Below are 17217 nucleotides of genomic sequence, written 5' to 3' on the forward strand. Positions count from 1 at the left end.
CGCGCAGCTAGAAGGCCGGCGCCAGTCCCTGCCACGAGATGTGCGCCCCGAGCAGCGCCAGGCCGGCAAAGAACCAGCGCCTGAAGGTCTCAGCCGCGATGCGGCCGCGCAGCCAGCCGCCCAGCCACATGCCGGCGAGCGCCGGAAGGATGGCGAAGGCCGACATGCCGAGCTGATGGAGCGGAACCGCGCCGTTGGCCCACAGGCCGATGCCGAGTGCGAGCGTCGACACGGTGAAGGATAGTCCCAGCGCCTGGACGAGATCGTCGCGGCCAAGACCGAGCCCACCGAGATAAGGCACGGCCGGAATGACGAAGACGCCGGTGGCGCCGGTCATGATGCCGGTGAATGCGCCGACGACCGGGCCGGCCCAGGGCTCGGCGGCTTGTGGCACCGACATTTTCAGCCTGAGCAGGCCGAGTGCCGCATAAGCGAGCAGCACCAGCCCGAGCCCTGCGGTGACGATTGATGTGTAACTGCTGGTGATCAGGCCGGTGGAGGCGAGCGTCGCGGCGAAAACGGCCAGCATCATCGGCCACAGGCGCCGCACGAGCGCCGTGATGTCGGGACCGGCGAGCAGCTGCCAGATGTTGGTGACGAAGGAGGGCAAGAGCAGGATGGCGGCGGCCTCGGCCGGCAGCATGATGAGGCCGAGCAGCCCCATGGCGACCGTCGGCAAACCAAGCCCGACCACGCCCTTGACCAGCCCGGCAAGGACGAAGACGGCGCCGACGACGATGATCAGCAGACAGGGGTCGGGCATGCGGCGAGAATGCAATGGTGCCTGACATGCAGGCAAGTGCCCCCGGTGTTATGGGGGATCCGCCAGGGCAAAACCCCATCCCAACCCTGGCGGACCTTACCTGGCCGCGCAGGCCAGGCTCCGGCTACCGCCGGCAAGTAATACTAAGCAGGATGCGTGCCAGCTGTTTCTGTGTCGGATTGGGACAGGATGAACCTGGATGCGGCTGCAATTCACCTCGGTTGATGAGGTTGGTACTGCAACAAGCACTGCTTGTCCGCCGTCGCTGTTGATGATTACCTATGGTTGTTCTCAAGCAGGAGGGGAAGATGTCCGACGAAAACGCTAAACGCCCGACAAATCCGACTGATCAGACGATTTACACGCATCGTGGTACTGTAATCGAACTACGATTTGCATCTAGCTCATCAGAAAATCGCGTTGCAGCAGCCGGTACAACCGGAATTCGGGATTGTAGGCTTCTGGGAAAGGATTCTCCTGATTTGATGAGCAGCCCCGGTGCGACGGTCCAGATGCACGTTGTCTATCCAGATGGCTCAACCAAATGGAGCCGCGAATTCGAGCTATCCAGAATTTCGAGCATCGACTGGTCTAAGGATGCCGAACTGCCCAAATCAGATCGGTGGCAAGAAAATCCCGCATTTCTTGTCAGCTACGTGGATGGTAGCCAGGAGGCCCACTGCCCGATACACCACCAAGAGTGCTAGTGGACGAGCCTTGACGTCCACCATCGGAGCGGGCTGATGAATTCCCAAGGTGTTGCCAAAGTCCCGTTCGGGCCGACGACGGCTGCCGCAATCGTTCTTTCGCTGATGATCTGCACGCTCGTCGCCTATTTCGTGATCGCTGCGTTGACCATTGCTGTCGGGTGGCTGCCGATGCTCGGCGATCTGATCGTGGGCACGCTCAGGCAGTCGCGCTATGTCCAGATTTTTGCTGCCATGATCGGAGCCGCGGCAGGCGGGTTCGCCGGTGTCTGGGCGGCGCGGGTGGTCTGTGACCTCGCCTTCGCCGCCTATATGCCGCGCGCGGTGTTTTATGCGCTGGCGGTGCTGGCGGCAGCCGGGCTGGCGAAGCTTTTGCAGGCTGGATCGCTGGCTGAGAGCGCCGTGGTGCTGGCACAGCTGGTGGCAACTGTCGTCGCCGCCTACATCTGGTTCTGGCCTGACCGTTCACCGATTACGATCGGCAATGGCATCGTCGGCTCCGACTGAGGGCCGGCCGATCCGCCGGCTAGGCGGATTGTTGCGCCCTGGTCGATCATGTTCCCGCAGCCCAGCTGCTGGACTTGCCGGCTGGTGGCCGCTACGTCTGCCTGATGAAGCAGAACAACCTCTACCTCATCATTGGTGTACTTGCGGCTGCCGTCATCGCGCTTGGCATCTACATTTATCGCGAAGAGACCAAGCCCAAGGGCGTCGAGCTGCGCATCGACGAAACCGGCATTTCGGTCCAGGAAAAGTAATCGCCGCCGAGCGGTGGCTACTTCTTGTTGACGCCGGCCACAGCGAGATTGGTCAGCTTGCTGTTGGCTGCCTTTTCCTCGTCGAGGATCTCGCTCAGCAGCTTGTGCGCCTCGTCATGGCCAAGGACCTTCGCCCATTCCCTGAGCGAGCCGTAACGGGCGATCTCGTAATGCTCGACGGCCTGGGTCGCTGCCAGCAAGCCGGCGTTGAGCGCCGTTCCCGAGGTCTCTTCGATCAGGCCGGCGCTTTCCTTCAGCAGCCCCTCGATGGCGTCGCACTTTTCACCTTCGGGCTTGAGGCCGACGGATGAAAACACCTTCTTCAGGATTTGAACGTGACCCTTGGTTTCCTCCAGGTGGTCGTCGAACGCCTGCTTGAGCTTGCTGTCGGTCACCGCCTTGGACACTGTCGGCAGTGCCTTGGCGATGGCATTTTCGGCGTAATAGATGTCGTGCAAGGTGTGTTCGAACAGTTCGGCAAGGGTCTTCATGATGTCTTTCCTCTGGGTTTCAGTGGGGGAGTAAGCGGTGGGCGGCCTAAAGGTTCCTGCCCGCGTGCCGTGGGGTGATGGGCGCGGTTGCGCGTCTGCCGCGGTCAAGATGTCCATTGCTGCGGTCTTGGGTTGATGGAATGATGCGCCATGGCGAGATTGACGAACACGGCCCCGAACCGGGTGTTGGCTGTCGATACGATGGTGGTGAACGAGGAGCCGCTCTTGGCGCTGCTCAACCTCGAGACCGATGACGGGGCCGTCGAGCTTGCGATCAACCGCACGATGGCCGAACTGCTCGTCGACCAGCTGTTGACCCTGCTCGGATACGACGAGGAAGAGTAGCGGGGCGCTTCCGTGGCCACCATGCCGTTTTGCATGGCCGCAATGGAACGCTCTGCCGGATCAGGTGTTGTCTCATGACGAGACGAACTGGAACCCGCGATGTACGAGCTTTTGCAGAACCTGCTGGTTACGGCCTGGTACGGCCAGCCGGCCGAGGATGCCCGTGACGCGGTGCCGGACGAGGTGGCTGCCAGCGGCGCCGGCGAGCGCCTGCATCGCGATCTCGACACGTGCTTCCAGGCGATCCACGAGCAGATTTCCGGGCGCAAGCAATGAATTATCGCTTCGACGCCTCGAGCTCGTTGATCAGGGCGTTTCCAAAACGATCGAGAGGACGTTCAATCATGTCGGCAAACCGCAACAACCGTGAAACCGGTGCACGCGCGCCGCAAATTCGTCGTGGCCCCGACCCCCGCGATGCGTTTTCCCAAGACGCGGCCACCAACAAGAAGCCCGCAGACAGGTATGGCAACACCGAGCCTGTCGATGAGGCTCCTGAAAAGGTCAGGCACTCGGACGGCCAGAACCCGCCGGCCTCGGAGCGCGCGGGGGTCTCCCGAAAGGAGCAAACCCCGTGAACGTCGCCAACCTGCAACTCGAGGGCCTGCTGATGGCCATCGCCACCATCAATCATATCCTTGTCCGCAAGGGCGTCTTGTCGGCCGAGGAGATCGACATTGCCTTGCGCAAGGCCGAGGCGAGCGAGACGGCGGAGGAGCGTTCCCCTGAGTTGTCGTCGTCGCACCGCGATGCCATCAATTTTCCGATCCGGCTGCTGCAGCTGGCCAATCAATGCCAGCCGGAAGCCGACATTCCGTCGTTCTCGGCGCTGGCCCGCATGGTTGGCCAGATGAAGGAGCCGTATAACGACCAGATGTGAGCCCTGCCTCAACCCTTTTGCCGCCGTGCCCCATGCCTCGCTGCCGCGATTGTTTTCAGATGGGCGCGGTGAAGCGGCCGCGAGGGCGGAATGAAAATCCTTGTTTTCCAGCATCTGCGCGTCGAGCACAGCGGCATCTTCGCCGAGTTCTGGCGCGACGCCGGGCATAGCGAGCACATCGTCGAGCTGGACGAGGGCGAGGCGATTCCCGATCTCGATGGCTTCGACATGCTGGCCGTCATGGGCGGGCCGATGGATGTCTGGGAGGAGAAGGCGCATCCCTGGCTGGAGCCGGAGAAGGCGGCGATCCGGCGCTGGGTGCGCGATCTCAAGCGGCCCTATCTCGGCATCTGCCTCGGGCACCAGCTTCTGGCCGACGCGCTGGGCGGCAAGGTCGGGCTGATGCAGGCGCCGGAGGTCGGGCTGGCGACTGTCGAGCTGACGCACGCCGGTCGCGGCGACCGGTTGTTTGACAGCGTCGATCCGGTGATCGAAACGCTGCAATGGCATGGCGCCGAGGTCTCGGTGCTGCCGGAGGGCGGCGAAATTCTTGCCGCAAACACCGCTTGCCCGATCCAGGCGATGCGGGTCGGCCAAAACGCCTACGGCTTCCAGTATCACATGGAGATCACCGAACGCACCGTCGGCGACTGGTCGAAGATTCCTGAGTATGCCGCGAGCCTGAAACAGGCGCTGGGGGCGGACGAGGCCGGGCGGCTGGCGCAGACTGTGGCGCCGCATCTGCCGGCATTCCGCAAGACCGCGCGCCGCATCAACGACAATTTCTTCGCTACCATCGGCCGTTGAGGCGCGGCCCACTTTGTCCCTGTTGTCGGTAATGGCCGACATGGCTGGTTGTATTCGTGGGCGTATCGCCCTAGGCAGGCACAAACCAGAAAAAGAGGACAAAGATGCCCAGACCGACGAACTACAATCAGGAACGCCGCGACCGCGATCGTGCCAAGGCGGCGAAAAAGGCCGACAAGCTGGCGGCCAAGGCCGAAGCCAAGCAGCGCGGCAAGTCCGACACGGAGCTGGAGTCGGAGCCGGAAGGCGAAACCGAAACGCAGGATTGAGCCTGTTCCATTCCGATCCAATCGGAATGGGGCTGAATGTCCTTGTCGGGGCCTGATCGTTTCCGATAACCGGCCCGCTTGTCGGATCGTGTTCCAGATGCTGCAGGGGCAGGGCATTTGTTGCCGGCAGCGTATCCGGCCCTTGAAGTCAGGGCCGGGTCAGTCCTTGTCGTTGATGAAGACGTTGACCTCGCGCGCCGCGGCGATGAAGGCGCGTCGCGCGGACATGACGGGCTTTTCGCCCGACATGGCATCCGAGCAGGCCTGAAGTGCCGCCCGATGCTTCGGGCTGCGCTTGCCGGGCCAGCTGTTGAGCAGGAAGGCGGATGCTTCTTTTGCGGTGCGCAGGAGAAGCGGGGTGCCGGCCGGATCGGCCTTCACGGTGATGGGAGTTTCGAACCTGACGTTTTCCATCGCCGCTCATACGCCAAACTGCCGGGGGAAGCGAGCCGCATAACGCCTCGTGGTTGAAGAGGGGGAATTGGCTTGGGCCTGCCGCAGGTCGAGAGGCGCTTGCGGTACATCCCGCTTGGGCCTTGTCGGCGCTTGCCCGGCGTGACAGCGCAGGCCACGAGACCGGCTGCCACCATCGCGCCGGATACGCCACGAGGGGGAAGCATGAACACCAAACGGATACTGCCTGCCATGCTTGGCCTGCTGGTTGCCACGACCGCGCCGGTATTGGCCGAAGGCGACCGCTACCGGGCCTTCAGCACCACCGCCGAGAGCATTACCGGCGACATCTCGATGGACGATTTCTCGATCACCTTCGCCAATGGCGAATCCCTGAAGTTTGCTGCATTGCTGGGCGACCATTTCGTCGTCGACGGAGAACGGGTCAACGCGTCGGTCTACAGCGTCGAGGACCCAGCGGATCCCGAACTGGAAAATGGCAACAGGCTCTGCGGCGCGGGCGACGTGACCTATCTCGCAAGCTGGTCTGGCGGCGACGGCCTGACGATCGTTGCGGTGTTCACCGGCGACGAACCGCCGGAAAGCAGCGCCGACATGTGTGCGTCGTATACGTATCAGGATTGAGCGGGCTGGCTGGCTGATCTCAAGCGGCGTTTGACGTCGGCCGGGCACGCTATTGCGGCGTGAAAACGCCTGCCCGCAAAACAGGTATTCGTTAAAATTGACCGACCAATGTTTGCCAATCTGTGGGTAAGGCCCCGCTAAGATGTGCCTATGAGACGCTCGCGAAGTTTCTTCAGCGCACCGGTTGTCTTGGCACTGGCAGGTTCGGCTGGTGCTGGATACTTCGTCGATGAAATCTCAATGCCGAGTTTCGCAAGCTCATCCGGCAGTTTGTCCAGAAATTGCGATATCAAGGGTAATGTCAGCATAAACACTGGCGAGCGCATCTTTCACGTGCGTGGCCAAGAGCATTACTCCGAGACCATAATCCGCCCCGAGTTTGGTGAGCGATGGTTCTGTTCGGAAAGTGAAGCCCGCGCGGCTGGTTGGCGCAAATCCAAGTCTTGAAGCCGATCCCTCGCCAAACAAAAAAAAGCCCCGGATCGTTCCGGGGCTTTTTTCATTTCGTGCCTGAACGCTCGCCTTACGCAGCCTTTTCCAGCGCCGACTTCCACTGGCCGAGTGCGGCCAGGTGGTTCATGTGGGCGCGGTGGGTGAAGGCGGCCTGGCCGGCGGCGAGGTTCTCGACCTTGCCCGACCATGCCTTCTGCGGGGCTGCCTGCAGCGCGCGGCCGTAGGAGAAGGTCAGCTTCCACGGATGTGGGCCGATGGCGTTGATGGCGTTGAGGTTGGCGGTTGCCTCCTCGTCGGACTGGCCGCCCGACAGGAAGGCGATGCCCGGGACCGCCGCCGGAACCGTCTCGCGGAACAGCTTGATGGTCTTTTCGGCGATCTCCTCGGCGCTTGCCTGCCTGGCGGCTTTCTTGCCGGAGATGACCATGTTCGGCTTCAGGATGGTGCCTTCGAGCACGACGCGGGCGGCGTAGAGCTCGTCATAAAGCTTGACCAGCGTCGCCTTGGTGACGTCGTAGCAGGTGTCGATGTCGTGGGCGCCGTCCATCAGCACTTCCGGCTCGACGATCGGCACGATGCCGGCTTCCTGGCACAGCGCCGCATAGCGGGCGAGAGCCTGGGTGTTGGCCGAGAGCGAATAGGCCGAAGGCACGTTCCTCGTGGTGTCGATGTCGATCACGGCGCGCCATTTGGCGAAGCGGGCACCGAGCTTGTAATACTCGGCCATGCGCTCGCGCAGGCCGTCGAGGCCTTCGGTGATGGTGTCGCCGGGGAAGTTGACGATGCCCTTGGCACCAGCGTCGACCTTGATGCCGGGAATGGCGCCTGATGCCTTGATGAGCTCGACCAGCGGGGTGCCGTCGGCGGCGGACTGGCGAATGGTCTCGTCGTAGAGGATGACGCCGGAGATGTACTTGGTCATCGCCTCCTTGGTGCGGAACATCATCTCGCGATAGTCGCGGCGGCTGTCGGCCGTCGACTCGACGCCGATGACGTCGAAACGCTTCTTGATGGTGCCGGAGCTTTCGTCCGCAGCCAGAATGCCCTTGCCGTTCGCCACCATGGCGACGGCGATGTCTTCGAGACGTTCGCTCATACAATTACCTCCTGGTCAGATGCGGCGCGCATAGCAGATGGTTTTCCCGAACGGAATGCCGGCAACAAGCCTATAACCGATTGAAATTATTTCAATCGTTTTAGCTCGCGGGCAAGATCAACGAACGGTTGTTGTGGGTTTGAACTTATAGATTTGCAGCTAGGTAAAAGTACACTTTTGAAGCTCCTGATGTGACCAGATCGACTCACGCGATCGGGTGGCATCGGTCGCCCGGGGGCGGTCTCGTCGCTCGCCTATCTATTATATAAGTGCGTGCTAAAATATTACCCCGCCGCGTGCGCCTTTGCGCATGACGATGATGGGAGGCTGCCATGGCTGATGGCGCAATGAACGTCTCGAAATTCGAGTTCAAGTCCCACAACGAGCCGGACGAGGTCCGCTCGCCCGACAAGACCCGCGTCGAAGTGGCTGACAGGCTTCACGCTCGGCCGGCTCAACATGGAGCCGGGATGGCGCTGGTCGGAATGCGTGAAGCCGGTGGTCAAGACCGACAGCTGCCAGGTCTCGCATGTCGGCTATGTCGTCTCGGGAACGCTGACGGTGCGGTTGAATGACGGGACCCAGAAGACGCTGACCAAGGGTAGCTCCTACACCATCCCGCCCGGCCACGACGCCTGGGTCGAAGGCAACGAACGTTTCACCTGCATCGAGGTGATGAGCGCCGAGCAGTATGCCAAGCCGGCGTAGGGGAGCTTTGGCGCGGTCGTTCTGCGTCTAGAAAGGGATGGTAACGTCGAGAGGAGACCCCTCTCCGGCCCTTCGGGCCACCTCTCCCCAGAGGGGCGAGGAACGGGCTGGAGGCGCCTCGCGCCCAATTTCGACCGCCGGTGAGCCGCGGTTGCAGGACCGGCTTCCTCGCCCCTTTGGGGAGAGGTGCCGAGCGCAGCGAGGCGGAGAGGGGGGCCTGGCGCAAGCCAAGCTGATTGTCGTGGAGAAAGAAGTCCTCCCTCGCCATGCGAGGGAGGACGATCGCAGAGCGTCAGGCCTTGAGCACTTCGACGCCCGGCAGTTCCTTGCCTTCCATCCATTCGAGGAAGGCGCCGCCGGCGGTGGAGACATAGGTGAAATCGTCGGCCACGCCGGCATGGTTGAGCGCGGCGACCGTGTCGCCGCCGCCGGCGACGGAGACGAGCTTGCCGGCCTTGGTGCGCGCGGCCGCATGCCGGGCTGCCGACACGGTTGCCTTGTCGAAAGGTTCGATCTCGAAGGCGCCGAGCGGACCGTTCCAGACCAGCGTGTTGGCGCGGTCGATCCAGTCGTTGACGGAAGCGACCGTCTTGGGGCCGACGTCGAGGATCATGGCATCGGCCGGCACCGCGTCGATGGCGACGACCTCATTGGCGGCACCCGCCTTGAACTCGCGGGCGATGACGCCGTCCGACGGCAGGATGATGGCGCAGCCCGATTGGGCTGCCTCGATCATGATCTGCTTGGCGGTGGGGGCGAGGTCGTGCTCGCACAGTGATTTGCCGACATCGGTGCCGCGCGCGGCGAGGAAGGTGTTGGCCATGCCGCCGCCGATGACGAGTGCGTCAACCTTCTTCACCAGGTTCATGAGCAGGTCGATCTTGCTCGACACCTTGGCGCCGCCGACGATGGCGACGACCGGCTTGACCGGGTTGCCGAGGCCCTTTTCGAGTGCCTCGAGCTCGGCCTGCATGGTGCGGCCGGCATAGGCCGGCAGCTTGTGGGCGAGGCCTTCGGTCGAGGCGTGCGCCCGGTGGGCGGCGGAGAAAGCGTCGTTGACGAAGATGTCGCCATTGGCGGCGAGCTGTTCGACGAAGGCCGGATCGTTCTTTTCCTCGGCCTTGTAGAAGCGGGTGTTTTCGAGAAGCAGGATGTCGCCGTCCTTCATGGCGCCGACGGCAGCCGCCGCCTTGTCGCCGATGCAGTCGGCGGCGAAGCCGACCGGACGGCCGATGACTTCAGCGGTGGCGGTGGCGATCGGCGCCAGTGACAGGGCCGGATCGGGGCCTTCCTTGGGGCGACCGAAATGGGCGAGCAGGATAACCCTGGCACCCTTGTCGGCGAGTTCAAGGATGGTGGGCGCGACGCGCTCGATGCGGGTGGCGTCCGTCACCTTGCCGTCGGCGACAGGCACGTTGAGGTCGACGCGGACGAGAACCCGCTTGCCGCTGACGTTGCCGATGGTGTCGAGGGTCTTGAAAGCGGCCATGGGGTTGCCTTTCGCTTGGAGAGATGGCGCGGACCATACAAATCGCGGGCGCGGATGCAAGGTTTGCGCGGCCGCGCGGGCGAAATTTTGATGCTGAGGGCTCTTCCGGTTGCGGCTATGAGTGGCTATCGCCGGGGAAACGAGGGGGAAGCATGCGCATCGCGGTCACCGGCACGCACGGCAGCGGCAAGACGACCCTCGTCGACGACTTCATCGCGGCATATCCCGGCTATGAGCACGAGCAGGAGCCCTATTGGGCGCTGGCGCAGCAAGGCACGCCATTCGCCGACGGTGCCACATCGGCCGATCTCGAGGAGCAGTTGGAGCAGAGCTGCGCGATGATCCTGGCGTCGGTTGCTTCACCCGACATCGTCTATGACCGCTGCCCGCTCGATTTCATAGCCTATCTGGAGGTGGTTGCAGCACAGGAGGGGTTCGAGTGGACGCCGAGCGGCAAGCTGCTCGGCAGGATCGAGAAGGCGCTTGCCTCGCTCGGGCTTGTGGTCTTCCTGCCGCTGTTGCGGCCGGACGAGATCGACGTGACGATCGAGCTTCCCCGGCTGCGCAGCAAGGTAGATGCACGACTGAAGGCGATCATCCGTAATGACGAGCTCGGCTTGCTCGAAGGCGGTCCCAAAGTTCTCGAACTGCGCGGCACGCGGGCGGAGCGGCTGGCGCGGCTTGGAGGCATCGTGGCGGGGTGAGAACGGCTGCAGAGCTTGCTGCGCCGACTGCAGGTTTCTGGATGCTGAACCTGTGCGTTGCTCAACCTCGTTTGTTCTTTATATGTTCTTAAGTTATTGATACGTTGCTTCACAAAATCTGGAGAACGACGATGACTGCTTACATCACTGTTGGTGCGAACGACGATGCCAAGTCGAACGCCTTCTATGACGCGACCTTGGCGACGATCGGCTGGAGCAAGCACACCGAGTTCCCAGGTTGGCGCGCCTATTCGGAGGGCGGCAAGGGGGATGGCTTCGTGCTCTGGGTCTGCAAGCCGTTCGACGGGGAAACTGCCAGCGGCGGCAACGGCTCGATGGTCGGCTTCATGGTCAAGTCCACCGCCGAAGTGGACGCGTTCTACGCGGCAGCCATACGCTATGGCGGAACCGATGAAGGCGGGCCGAACCCGCGTCCGCATTACGGCCCGGACTGGTATTCCGCCTATGTCCGCGATCCCGCGGGAAACAAGCTTGCGGTGGTTTACAACGGGTGAGGCTGCAAGGCGCAGCGTCGCACTGAAATGTTCTTCGTCAGAGCAAGGCTTGCCGAGGAATCGGTTGCTGTCTGCAGGAAGTCATTTTTAGGTATATGTCATGTAAATTCGCCTCAATAGCATTGGAGGCATAAATGACAGACTGCTATGTCAAGTTCGTTGGTGATGAAGAGGGAAACTCGCCGGGTTGGACTCCGGTATTTTCATTCTTGGAGGTTCCAAGAATTGGCGAGTCTGTTGCTCTTGTGCCTAGCCGCAAGCGGGATGCCGATGATGTTTACCGTGCTGGAAGGTATCGAGTTCAGGACGTCATCCATGCGGCTGCCACAGATTACTCCGCTGCCAACATATCGATCCACGTAGTGCTGGAGCAAGCCGCTCACGAAGCCGTTCAAGAGCCGGCGGCCTAGCGTAAAGGTGCGGCTGGGACCCTGACAGGCGCGACGTCGCCCTCCCTCCCCCTTGTGGGGAGGGATACAGGGTGGGGGTGTCTGCGGGCGTCGAGTGACGATACCCCCACCCCTAACCCCTCCCCACAAGGGGGAGGGGAACCTTGGCGCGCTCACGCGTCCTCTGACAACCCTTCCGAGGTCGTCGACGTCTCCGTCTTTGCCTGCTTCTTGGGCCGCTTGGCGAAGAAGCGCTTGATGCGGTCGCCGATTTCGCCGCCGCTGAGGAAGACAGGCACCGGTGGCGGGGGCGGGGCGGGTTCGATCGACAGGCCGACCGAGACGATGCGGCCCTTTTCGTCGACGTCGCGGACGATCAGGTCGATCAGGCCAAGCGAGACGCGGTCGGCATATTCGACATGGCCGCGCAGGCGCTGCGTGATCAGCGCGGCGATGGTGAGCTTGCGCTCCTCTTCCTTGACGGTCGCGCCATAGGCGGCTTCCAGCTCGCCGGCGAGATGGGTCTGGTCGACGGTGAAGGCGCCGAAGAAATCCTCATCCTCGGCATCGACCTCGGCGCGGCTGGCGAACAGCCGGTCGAGCAGGCGCGGGTAGCGGTCGGGCACGAAGATGTAGACGTTGTCGCCGGCCTGCAGGCGGCCCATGTCCTGGAAGCGCATCGAGCGGCCATCGCGCACGACCAGCGACGGGCGCGCCCAGCGCGGGATGCGCTGGCCCCTGGCGACCGGCGAACCCGGCACGACACGATAGGCGAGCAGTTCGTGGTGAGCGGAGCCCGGCAGCTCGAGCTCGACCTTGTCGAGCGGCCCGAAGCGCTGCGGCACGATCAGGCCGAGGCGACGGGCGAGCGGGCCGACCGTCCAGCCCTGGATGACGAGCGAGGTCAGCACGATGATGAAGGCGATGTTGAAGATGTCCCTGCCGTTCTCCAGCCCGCCGAGCACGGGCGTGATGGCGAGCAGGATCGAGACGGCGCCGCGCAGGCCGACCCAGGAGATGAATGCCGTTTCCTGGCGCGGGATGTTGAACGGGATGAGGCAGAGCCAGACCGCAACGGGGCGGGCGACGAACATCAGGAACAGGCCAAGCACCAGTGCCGCGACCAGGATTTCGGGGAACTGCGAGGGCGTGGCGAACAGGCCGAGCACCAGGAACATGATGATCTGGGCGAGCCAGGACATGCCGTCCTGGAAACGCTTGAGGGTGGACACCGCGCGGATGTCGGAGTTGCCGGCGACGAGGCCAGCGAGATAGACGGCGAGGAAGCCCGAGCCGCCGACCGCACCGGCTGCTGCGAAGACCAGCAGCGACAGCGTCAAAACGAAAATCGGCAACAGGCCACGGTCGAGGTTGAGCCGCTCGACAAGCTTGACGATCAGGAAGCCACCAAGCAGCCCCATTGCCGCGCCGAGGATCATCTGGACGAAGAAGCCGATGGCGAGATCGACGAGCAAAAGGTCGGCGTCGGGCTTGGCGCCGAGCGCGATGATCTCGACCAGGGTAATGGTCAGGAAGATGGCGATGGGGTCGTTGGTGCCGGATTCGATTTCGAGCGTCGAGCGGACGCGCTCGCGCAGATTGATGTTGCCGGCGCGCAGCAGGAAGAACACGGCCGCGGCGTCGGTGGAAGCGACGGCAGCACCGAGCAGGAAGGATTCCAGCCAGGTGAAGCCGGTCAGATAGTAGGTGGCGATGCCGAAGATGACGGTGGTAATGGCGACGCCGATGGTGGCGAGCGTGAGTGCCGGCATGCCGGCCTGGCGCAGCACGCCGAGCGGCGTGCCGAAGCCGGAATCGAACAGGATGACGGCGAGCGCGATCGAGCCGACGAAATAGGCGATGTGGGCATTGTCGAAGACGATGCCGAGGCCATCGACGCCGCTGGCGAGACCGATGCCCAGGAACAACAGCAGCAGCGGGGCGCCGAAGCGGAAGGCGATCAGGCTCGAAAACGCCGCCGCCACGACCAGCGCGGTGCCTACCAGCGTGATGAGATATACCGCCTGTTCCATCCCCGACCCGTCTGCGAACCACCTGTAAGCTGCGTCGGTTGAGAGTGCGGCGAAGAAAAGGCCATGTCCAAGCAAGAATGGATTTTTGCCGGCTTGGACCAAAGTTTTTTGCATTGCGGCAAAATGAAAACGCCCGGCCGAAGCCGGGCGTTGCCAATAGGTTAGCTTATTGCCCCAACGGGGCGCGGCAATCAGCCGATGGTGCGGCCCATGGTGACGGCGGTATCGGCCATGCGGTTGGAGAAGCCCCACTCGTTGTCGTACCAGGACATGACGCGGACGAGGTTGCCCTCGATGACCTTGGTCTGGTCGAGCGCGAAGGTCGACGAGGCCGGGTTGTGGTTCATGTCGATGGAGACCAGCGGCTCGTCGGTGTAGGCAAGCACGCCCTTGAGCGGGCCGTTGGCGGCAGCGACGAGCACCGCGTTGACCTCTTCGACCGTGACGTTCTTCTTGGCCACGAACTTGAAGTCGATGCACGAGACGTTCGGGGTCGGCACGCGGATCGAAACGCCGTCGAGTTTGCCCTTGAGTTCCGGCAGCACCAGGCCGACGGCCTTGGCGGCACCGGTCGAGGTCGGGATCATCGACATCGCCGCGGCGCGGGCGCGGTAGAGGTCCTTGTGCATGGTGTCGAGCGTCGGCTGGTCACCGGTGTAGGCATGGATCGTGGTCATGAAGCCCTTTTCGATGCCGAAGGCATTGTTGAGGACCATGGCGACGGGTGCCAGGCAGTTGGTGGTGCAGGACGCATTCGAAATGACGATATGGTCCCTGGTGATCTTGTCGTGGTTGACACCGTAGACAACGGTCAGGTCGGCACCGTCGGCAGGCGCCGAGACGATGACGCGCTTGGCGCCGGCGGTCAGGTGCGCCGAGGCCTTGTCCTTCGAGGTGAAGATACCGGTGCATTCGAGTGCGATGTCGACGCCGAGTTCCTTCCACGGCAGCTGCGACGGATCCTTGATCGCCGTGACCTTGAACTTGTCGGTGCCGATGTTGATCGAGTCGCCCTCGACCTTCACTTCGTGCGGGAAGCGGCCATGGACGCTGTCATAGCGCAGCAGGTGGGCGTTGGTCTCGACCGGGCCGAGATCGTTGACGGCGACGACGTCGATGTCCTTGCGGCCCGACTCATAGATGGCACGTACGATGTTGCGGCCGATGCGGCCGAAACCATTGATGGCAACTCTAACGGTCATGTTGGTTCTCCTGGGGGACGTCTTATGCCTGAAGCCGTGCCGTGGCAGCCTTGGCGGCGGCCTCGGCGGTGATGCCGAAATGCTTGTAGAGCTCTTCGATCGGGGCGCTGGCGCCGAAGCCGTGCATGCCGATGAAGATGCCGTCGGTGCCGATGAAGCTGTCCCAGCCCATGCGGATGCCGGCCTCGATGGCGACCTTGACCTTGGCGTTGCCGATCATCGCCTTGCGGTATTCGGGGCTCTGCTTTTCAAACAGCTCGAAGGCAGGAACCGAAACGACGCGGGTCGGGTGGCCGGCGGCCTGCAGCAGCTTGCGGGCGTCGAGCGCGATCTCGATCTCGGAGCCGGTGGCGAAGATGGTGACTTCGGCATCGCCTTCGGCGGTGGCGAGTTCATAGGCGCCATAGCCGCAGAGGTTTTCCTCGACATATTCGGTGCGCACCGCCGGCAGGTTCTGGCGGGTGAGCGCCAGCGTCGACGGGGTATTGTGGTTCTCAAGCGTCAGCTGCCAGCACTCGGCCGCCTCGGTGGCGTCGGCCGGACGGAAGACGATGTGGTTGGGGATGGCGCGCAGTGCCGCCAGGTGCTCGACCGGCTGGTGGGTCGGGCCGTCTTCGCCGAGACCGATCGAATCGTGGGTCATGACGAAGCCGACGCGGATGCCCATCAGCGACGCCAGGCGCATGGCCGGGCGGGCATAGTCGGAGAAGCACAGGAAGGTGCCGGAGTAGGGGATGACGCCGCCATGCAGCGCCATGCCGTTCATCGCAGCGCACATGCCGAGTTCGCGGATGCCGTAGTGGACGAAGCGCTGGCCGTAGTCGTCGGCCGTGATGTTCTTGGTCTGGCTGGTCTTGGTGTTGTTGGAGCCGGTCAGGTCGGCCGAGCCGCCGATGGTCTCCGGCACCACGCCGTTGATGACCTCGAGCGCCATTTCCGACGACTTGCGGGTGGCGACCTTCGGCTTGTCGGCAGCGAGCTTCTTCTTGTAGTCGGCGATCGCGGCATCGAAGCCGGCGGGCAGGTCGCCGCGCATGCGGCGCTCGAACTCGCCACGGACTTCCGTGCCGGCCTCGGCGAGGCGCTTTTCCCAGTCATTGCGCCTCTTGGCCGAGTTGAGGCCGGCGAGGCGCCAAGCGTCGAGGATGTCGGAGGGGATTTCGAAGGCCGGGTATTCCCAGCCGAGCGCCTTGCGCGTCGCCTCGATTTCGGCAGCACCGAGCGGCGAGCCGTGGACCTTGTTGGTGCCGGCCTTGGAGGGCGAGCCGAAGCCGATGGTGGTCTTGGCGGCGATCAGGGTCGGGCGGTCGGAGCGCTTGGCGGCCTCGATGGCGCCGGCAATGGCTTCCGGATCATGGCCGTCGATGGCCAGCGTGTTCCAGCCCGAGGCAGCGAAGCGCGCCAACTGGTCGGTCGAATCCGACATCGAGATCGGACCGTCGATGGAGATGTTGTTGTCGTCCCAGAAGACGACGAGCTTGTTGAGCTTGAGGTGGCCGGCAAGCGACAGCGCCTCCTGCGAGATGCCTTCCATCAGGCAGCCGTCGCCGGCGAGCACGTAGGTGTAGTGATCGACGAGCTTGTCGCCGAACTGGGCATTCATGATGCGTTCGGCGAGCGCCATGCCGACGGCGTTGGCGAGACCCTGGCCGAGCGGGCCGGTGGTCGTCTCGATGCCCGAGGCGTGGCCGTATTCCGGGTGGCCGGCGGTCTTGGAGCCGAGCTGGCGGAAATTCTTGATCTGCTCGATGGTCATGTCCTCGTAGCCCGACAAATAGAGCAGCGAGTAGAGCAGCATCGAGCCATGGCCGGCCGACAGCACGAAGCGGTCGCGGTCGTGCCAATGCGGATTGGCCGGGTCATGCTTCAGGAAGCGGGTGTAGAGCACGGTGGCGATGTCGGCGGCGCCCATCGGCAGGCCGGGATGGCCGGAGTTGGCCTTCTCGACCGCATCCATGGACAGAAAACGGATCGCATTGGCCATCCGGTCGTGTTTTTCGCGCGAGGACATCGTCCCTCCCATAAGCCGTGGAAACTGGGGCGATGGGAGCCCCGGAAAAGTGCGCGACACATAGCAGGCACAGGGCTTGAGTCAATAAATCGGTGCGTTTTCGCACCCTCATTGCGGCGCGAAGTCACGCCCCACCCACTTTGCTGTGTCGGACTGGACACGCTTAGTGGGGGAAAGACAAAACAGCTTTGTTGACGCCTCCTTCAACCGGTGCCTAATGTTTCCTTGATAACGCGTTCTGAAACGTGCGCGATTCGGTGATGGGCGGGGGTCTACGAGAGCCATGACCGGGGATACGACACTCAGGGAAGTCATTGGCCGGCTAGGCAAGGCGATCGATACGCTTGAGGGCGCGGTTGCCGCGCGGCTCGAGCATGATCAGGATTACGGCGAAGCCGAAGCCGAGGTCCAGCGCATGAATGCCGACCGAGCGCGGCTGGCGCAGGAGCTCGACAATTCCGAAGCCCGGGCCGAACGGCTGGAAGAAGCCAACAAGGAAGTCTCGCGGCGACTCGTGACGGCGATGGAGACAATCCGCGCCGTGCTGGACAGGTAGGGT

At 63.2% G+C, this 17217-nt stretch carries 24 protein-coding genes; 16 read left to right on the forward strand and 8 right to left on the reverse strand.

Annotation, left to right across the window (positions count from 1 at the left end; genetic code table 11):
• Window positions 1-7: 7 nt before the first annotated feature.
• Window positions 8-763, reverse strand: a complete 756-nt coding sequence (locus ACSQ3E_RS20505; protein WP_436124091.1) for a sulfite exporter TauE/SafE family protein — start codon at window positions 761-763, stop codon at window positions 8-10.
• A 308-nt stretch (window positions 764-1071) separates the two neighbouring features.
• Here ACSQ3E_RS20505 and ACSQ3E_RS20510 point away from each other — a divergent pair, with 308 nt between their 5' ends.
• From ACSQ3E_RS20510 to ACSQ3E_RS20520, 3 genes are all read left to right on the forward strand, one after another.
• Complete coding sequence (locus ACSQ3E_RS20510; RefSeq protein WP_310321295.1) at window positions 1072-1470, forward strand: hypothetical protein; 399 nt, start codon at window positions 1072-1074, stop codon at window positions 1468-1470.
• Window positions 1471-1506: 36 nt separating this feature from the next.
• A complete protein-coding gene (locus ACSQ3E_RS20515; RefSeq protein WP_310321299.1) occupies window positions 1507-1977 on the forward strand; it encodes a hypothetical protein in 471 nt (156 codons plus the stop codon).
• 104 nt (window positions 1978-2081) lie between these two features.
• A complete protein-coding gene (locus ACSQ3E_RS20520; RefSeq protein WP_310321302.1) occupies window positions 2082-2228 on the forward strand; it encodes a hypothetical protein in 147 nt (48 codons plus the stop codon).
• Window positions 2229-2245: 17 nt separating this feature from the next.
• On the opposite strand, the gene ACSQ3E_RS20525 is transcribed toward ACSQ3E_RS20520, so the two are convergent.
• Entirely contained in the window at window positions 2246-2719 is a 474-nt protein-coding gene (locus tag ACSQ3E_RS20525; protein WP_436124092.1) for a ferritin-like domain-containing protein, read from the reverse strand.
• Window positions 2720-2869: 150 nt separating this feature from the next.
• Here ACSQ3E_RS20525 and ACSQ3E_RS20530 point away from each other — a divergent pair, with 150 nt between their 5' ends.
• The 6 genes from ACSQ3E_RS20530 (at window position 2870) to ACSQ3E_RS20555 (ending at window position 5020) form a co-directional block, all read left to right on the forward strand.
• Window positions 2870-3064, forward strand: coding sequence for a hypothetical protein (locus ACSQ3E_RS20530; protein ID WP_184772537.1), 195 nt, complete (start codon window positions 2870-2872; stop codon window positions 3062-3064).
• A gap of 99 nt (window positions 3065-3163) precedes the next feature.
• Window positions 3164-3340, forward strand: a complete 177-nt coding sequence (locus tag ACSQ3E_RS20535) for a hypothetical protein (protein WP_436124093.1) — start codon at window positions 3164-3166, stop codon at window positions 3338-3340.
• A gap of 68 nt (window positions 3341-3408) precedes the next feature.
• Window positions 3409-3642: a hypothetical protein gene (locus ACSQ3E_RS20540; RefSeq protein WP_436124094.1), complete on the forward strand. Its 234-nt coding sequence runs from the start codon at window positions 3409-3411 to the stop codon at window positions 3640-3642.
• Window positions 3639-3944: a hypothetical protein gene (locus ACSQ3E_RS20545; RefSeq protein ID WP_310321308.1), complete on the forward strand. Its 306-nt coding sequence runs from the start codon at window positions 3639-3641 to the stop codon at window positions 3942-3944. The genes ACSQ3E_RS20540 and ACSQ3E_RS20545 overlap by 4 nt, the downstream gene beginning before the upstream one ends.
• A gap of 90 nt (window positions 3945-4034) precedes the next feature.
• Window positions 4035-4751: a type 1 glutamine amidotransferase gene (locus ACSQ3E_RS20550; RefSeq protein ID WP_436124095.1), complete on the forward strand. Its 717-nt coding sequence runs from the start codon at window positions 4035-4037 to the stop codon at window positions 4749-4751.
• Window positions 4752-4855: 104 nt separating this feature from the next.
• On the forward strand, window positions 4856-5020 hold the full coding sequence (locus tag ACSQ3E_RS20555; protein WP_436124096.1) for a hypothetical protein: 165 nt from the start codon (window positions 4856-4858) through the stop codon (window positions 5018-5020).
• Window positions 5021-5179: 159 nt separating this feature from the next.
• Here the strand turns inward: ACSQ3E_RS20555 and ACSQ3E_RS20560 are convergent, their stop codons facing one another.
• Entirely contained in the window at window positions 5180-5434 is a 255-nt protein-coding gene (locus ACSQ3E_RS20560; protein WP_184772527.1) for a DUF982 domain-containing protein, read from the reverse strand.
• 231 nt (window positions 5435-5665) lie between these two features.
• Here ACSQ3E_RS20560 and ACSQ3E_RS20565 point away from each other — a divergent pair, with 231 nt between their 5' ends.
• Together ACSQ3E_RS20565 and ACSQ3E_RS20570 are read left to right on the forward strand one after the other, a co-directional pair.
• Window positions 5666-6058 carry a hypothetical protein gene (locus tag ACSQ3E_RS20565; RefSeq protein WP_436124097.1) on the forward strand — a complete coding sequence of 131 codons (393 nt, stop codon included), beginning with the start codon at window positions 5666-5668 and terminating at the stop codon, window positions 6056-6058.
• Between the two features lie 240 nt (window positions 6059-6298).
• The gene (locus ACSQ3E_RS20570; RefSeq protein ID WP_436124155.1) at window positions 6299-6505 is read left to right on the forward strand and encodes a sunset domain-containing protein; all 207 of its coding nucleotides are present in this window, start codon (window positions 6299-6301) and stop codon (window positions 6503-6505) included.
• A 76-nt stretch (window positions 6506-6581) separates the two neighbouring features.
• Here ACSQ3E_RS20570 and ACSQ3E_RS20575 read toward each other — a convergent pair whose 3' ends face one another.
• Complete coding sequence (locus ACSQ3E_RS20575) at window positions 6582-7607, reverse strand: class I fructose-bisphosphate aldolase (RefSeq protein ID WP_310321319.1); 1026 nt, start codon at window positions 7605-7607, stop codon at window positions 6582-6584.
• A gap of 459 nt (window positions 7608-8066) precedes the next feature.
• On the opposite strand from ACSQ3E_RS20575, the gene ACSQ3E_RS20580 reads away from it, so the two are divergent.
• Entirely contained in the window at window positions 8067-8315 is a 249-nt protein-coding gene (locus tag ACSQ3E_RS20580) for a cupin domain-containing protein (RefSeq protein WP_436124098.1), read from the forward strand.
• Between the two features lie 292 nt (window positions 8316-8607).
• Here the strand turns inward: ACSQ3E_RS20580 and ACSQ3E_RS20585 are convergent, their stop codons facing one another.
• The gene (locus ACSQ3E_RS20585) at window positions 8608-9804 is read right to left on the reverse strand and encodes a phosphoglycerate kinase (protein WP_436124099.1); all 1197 of its coding nucleotides are present in this window, start codon (window positions 9802-9804) and stop codon (window positions 8608-8610) included.
• Window positions 9805-9956: 152 nt separating this feature from the next.
• Here ACSQ3E_RS20585 and ACSQ3E_RS20590 point away from each other — a divergent pair, with 152 nt between their 5' ends.
• The 3 genes from ACSQ3E_RS20590 (at window position 9957) to ACSQ3E_RS20600 (ending at window position 11433) form a co-directional block, all read left to right on the forward strand.
• Window positions 9957-10508, forward strand: a complete 552-nt coding sequence (locus ACSQ3E_RS20590) for an AAA family ATPase (RefSeq protein ID WP_436124100.1) — start codon at window positions 9957-9959, stop codon at window positions 10506-10508.
• A gap of 131 nt (window positions 10509-10639) precedes the next feature.
• Complete coding sequence (locus tag ACSQ3E_RS20595; RefSeq protein WP_436124101.1) at window positions 10640-11023, forward strand: VOC family protein; 384 nt, start codon at window positions 10640-10642, stop codon at window positions 11021-11023.
• A gap of 134 nt (window positions 11024-11157) precedes the next feature.
• Window positions 11158-11433 carry a hypothetical protein gene (locus tag ACSQ3E_RS20600; protein WP_436124102.1) on the forward strand — a complete coding sequence of 92 codons (276 nt, stop codon included), beginning with the start codon at window positions 11158-11160 and terminating at the stop codon, window positions 11431-11433.
• Window positions 11434-11585: 152 nt separating this feature from the next.
• Here ACSQ3E_RS20600 and ACSQ3E_RS20605 read toward each other — a convergent pair whose 3' ends face one another.
• From ACSQ3E_RS20605 to tkt, 3 genes are all read right to left on the reverse strand, one after another.
• Window positions 11586-13445 carry a potassium/proton antiporter gene (locus ACSQ3E_RS20605; RefSeq protein WP_436124103.1) on the reverse strand — a complete coding sequence of 620 codons (1860 nt, stop codon included), beginning with the start codon at window positions 13443-13445 and terminating at the stop codon, window positions 11586-11588.
• Between the two features lie 191 nt (window positions 13446-13636).
• Window positions 13637-14647, reverse strand: a complete 1011-nt coding sequence (gap, locus tag ACSQ3E_RS20610; protein ID WP_436124104.1) for a type I glyceraldehyde-3-phosphate dehydrogenase — start codon at window positions 14645-14647, stop codon at window positions 13637-13639.
• 22 nt (window positions 14648-14669) lie between these two features.
• Complete coding sequence (tkt, locus tag ACSQ3E_RS20615; protein WP_436124105.1) at window positions 14670-16658, reverse strand: transketolase; 1989 nt, start codon at window positions 16656-16658, stop codon at window positions 14670-14672.
• A gap of 283 nt (window positions 16659-16941) precedes the next feature.
• Between tkt and ACSQ3E_RS20620 the strand changes: the two genes are divergently transcribed.
• On the forward strand, window positions 16942-17214 hold the full coding sequence (locus ACSQ3E_RS20620) for a DUF4164 domain-containing protein (protein ID WP_310321336.1): 273 nt from the start codon (window positions 16942-16944) through the stop codon (window positions 17212-17214).
• Window positions 17215-17217 lie beyond the last annotated feature (3 nt).

It is taken from the genome of Aminobacter sp. LjRoot7, assembly GCF_964252895.1.
GTDB classification, from domain to species: domain Bacteria; phylum Pseudomonadota; class Alphaproteobacteria; order Rhizobiales; family Rhizobiaceae; genus Aminobacter; species Aminobacter aminovorans_B.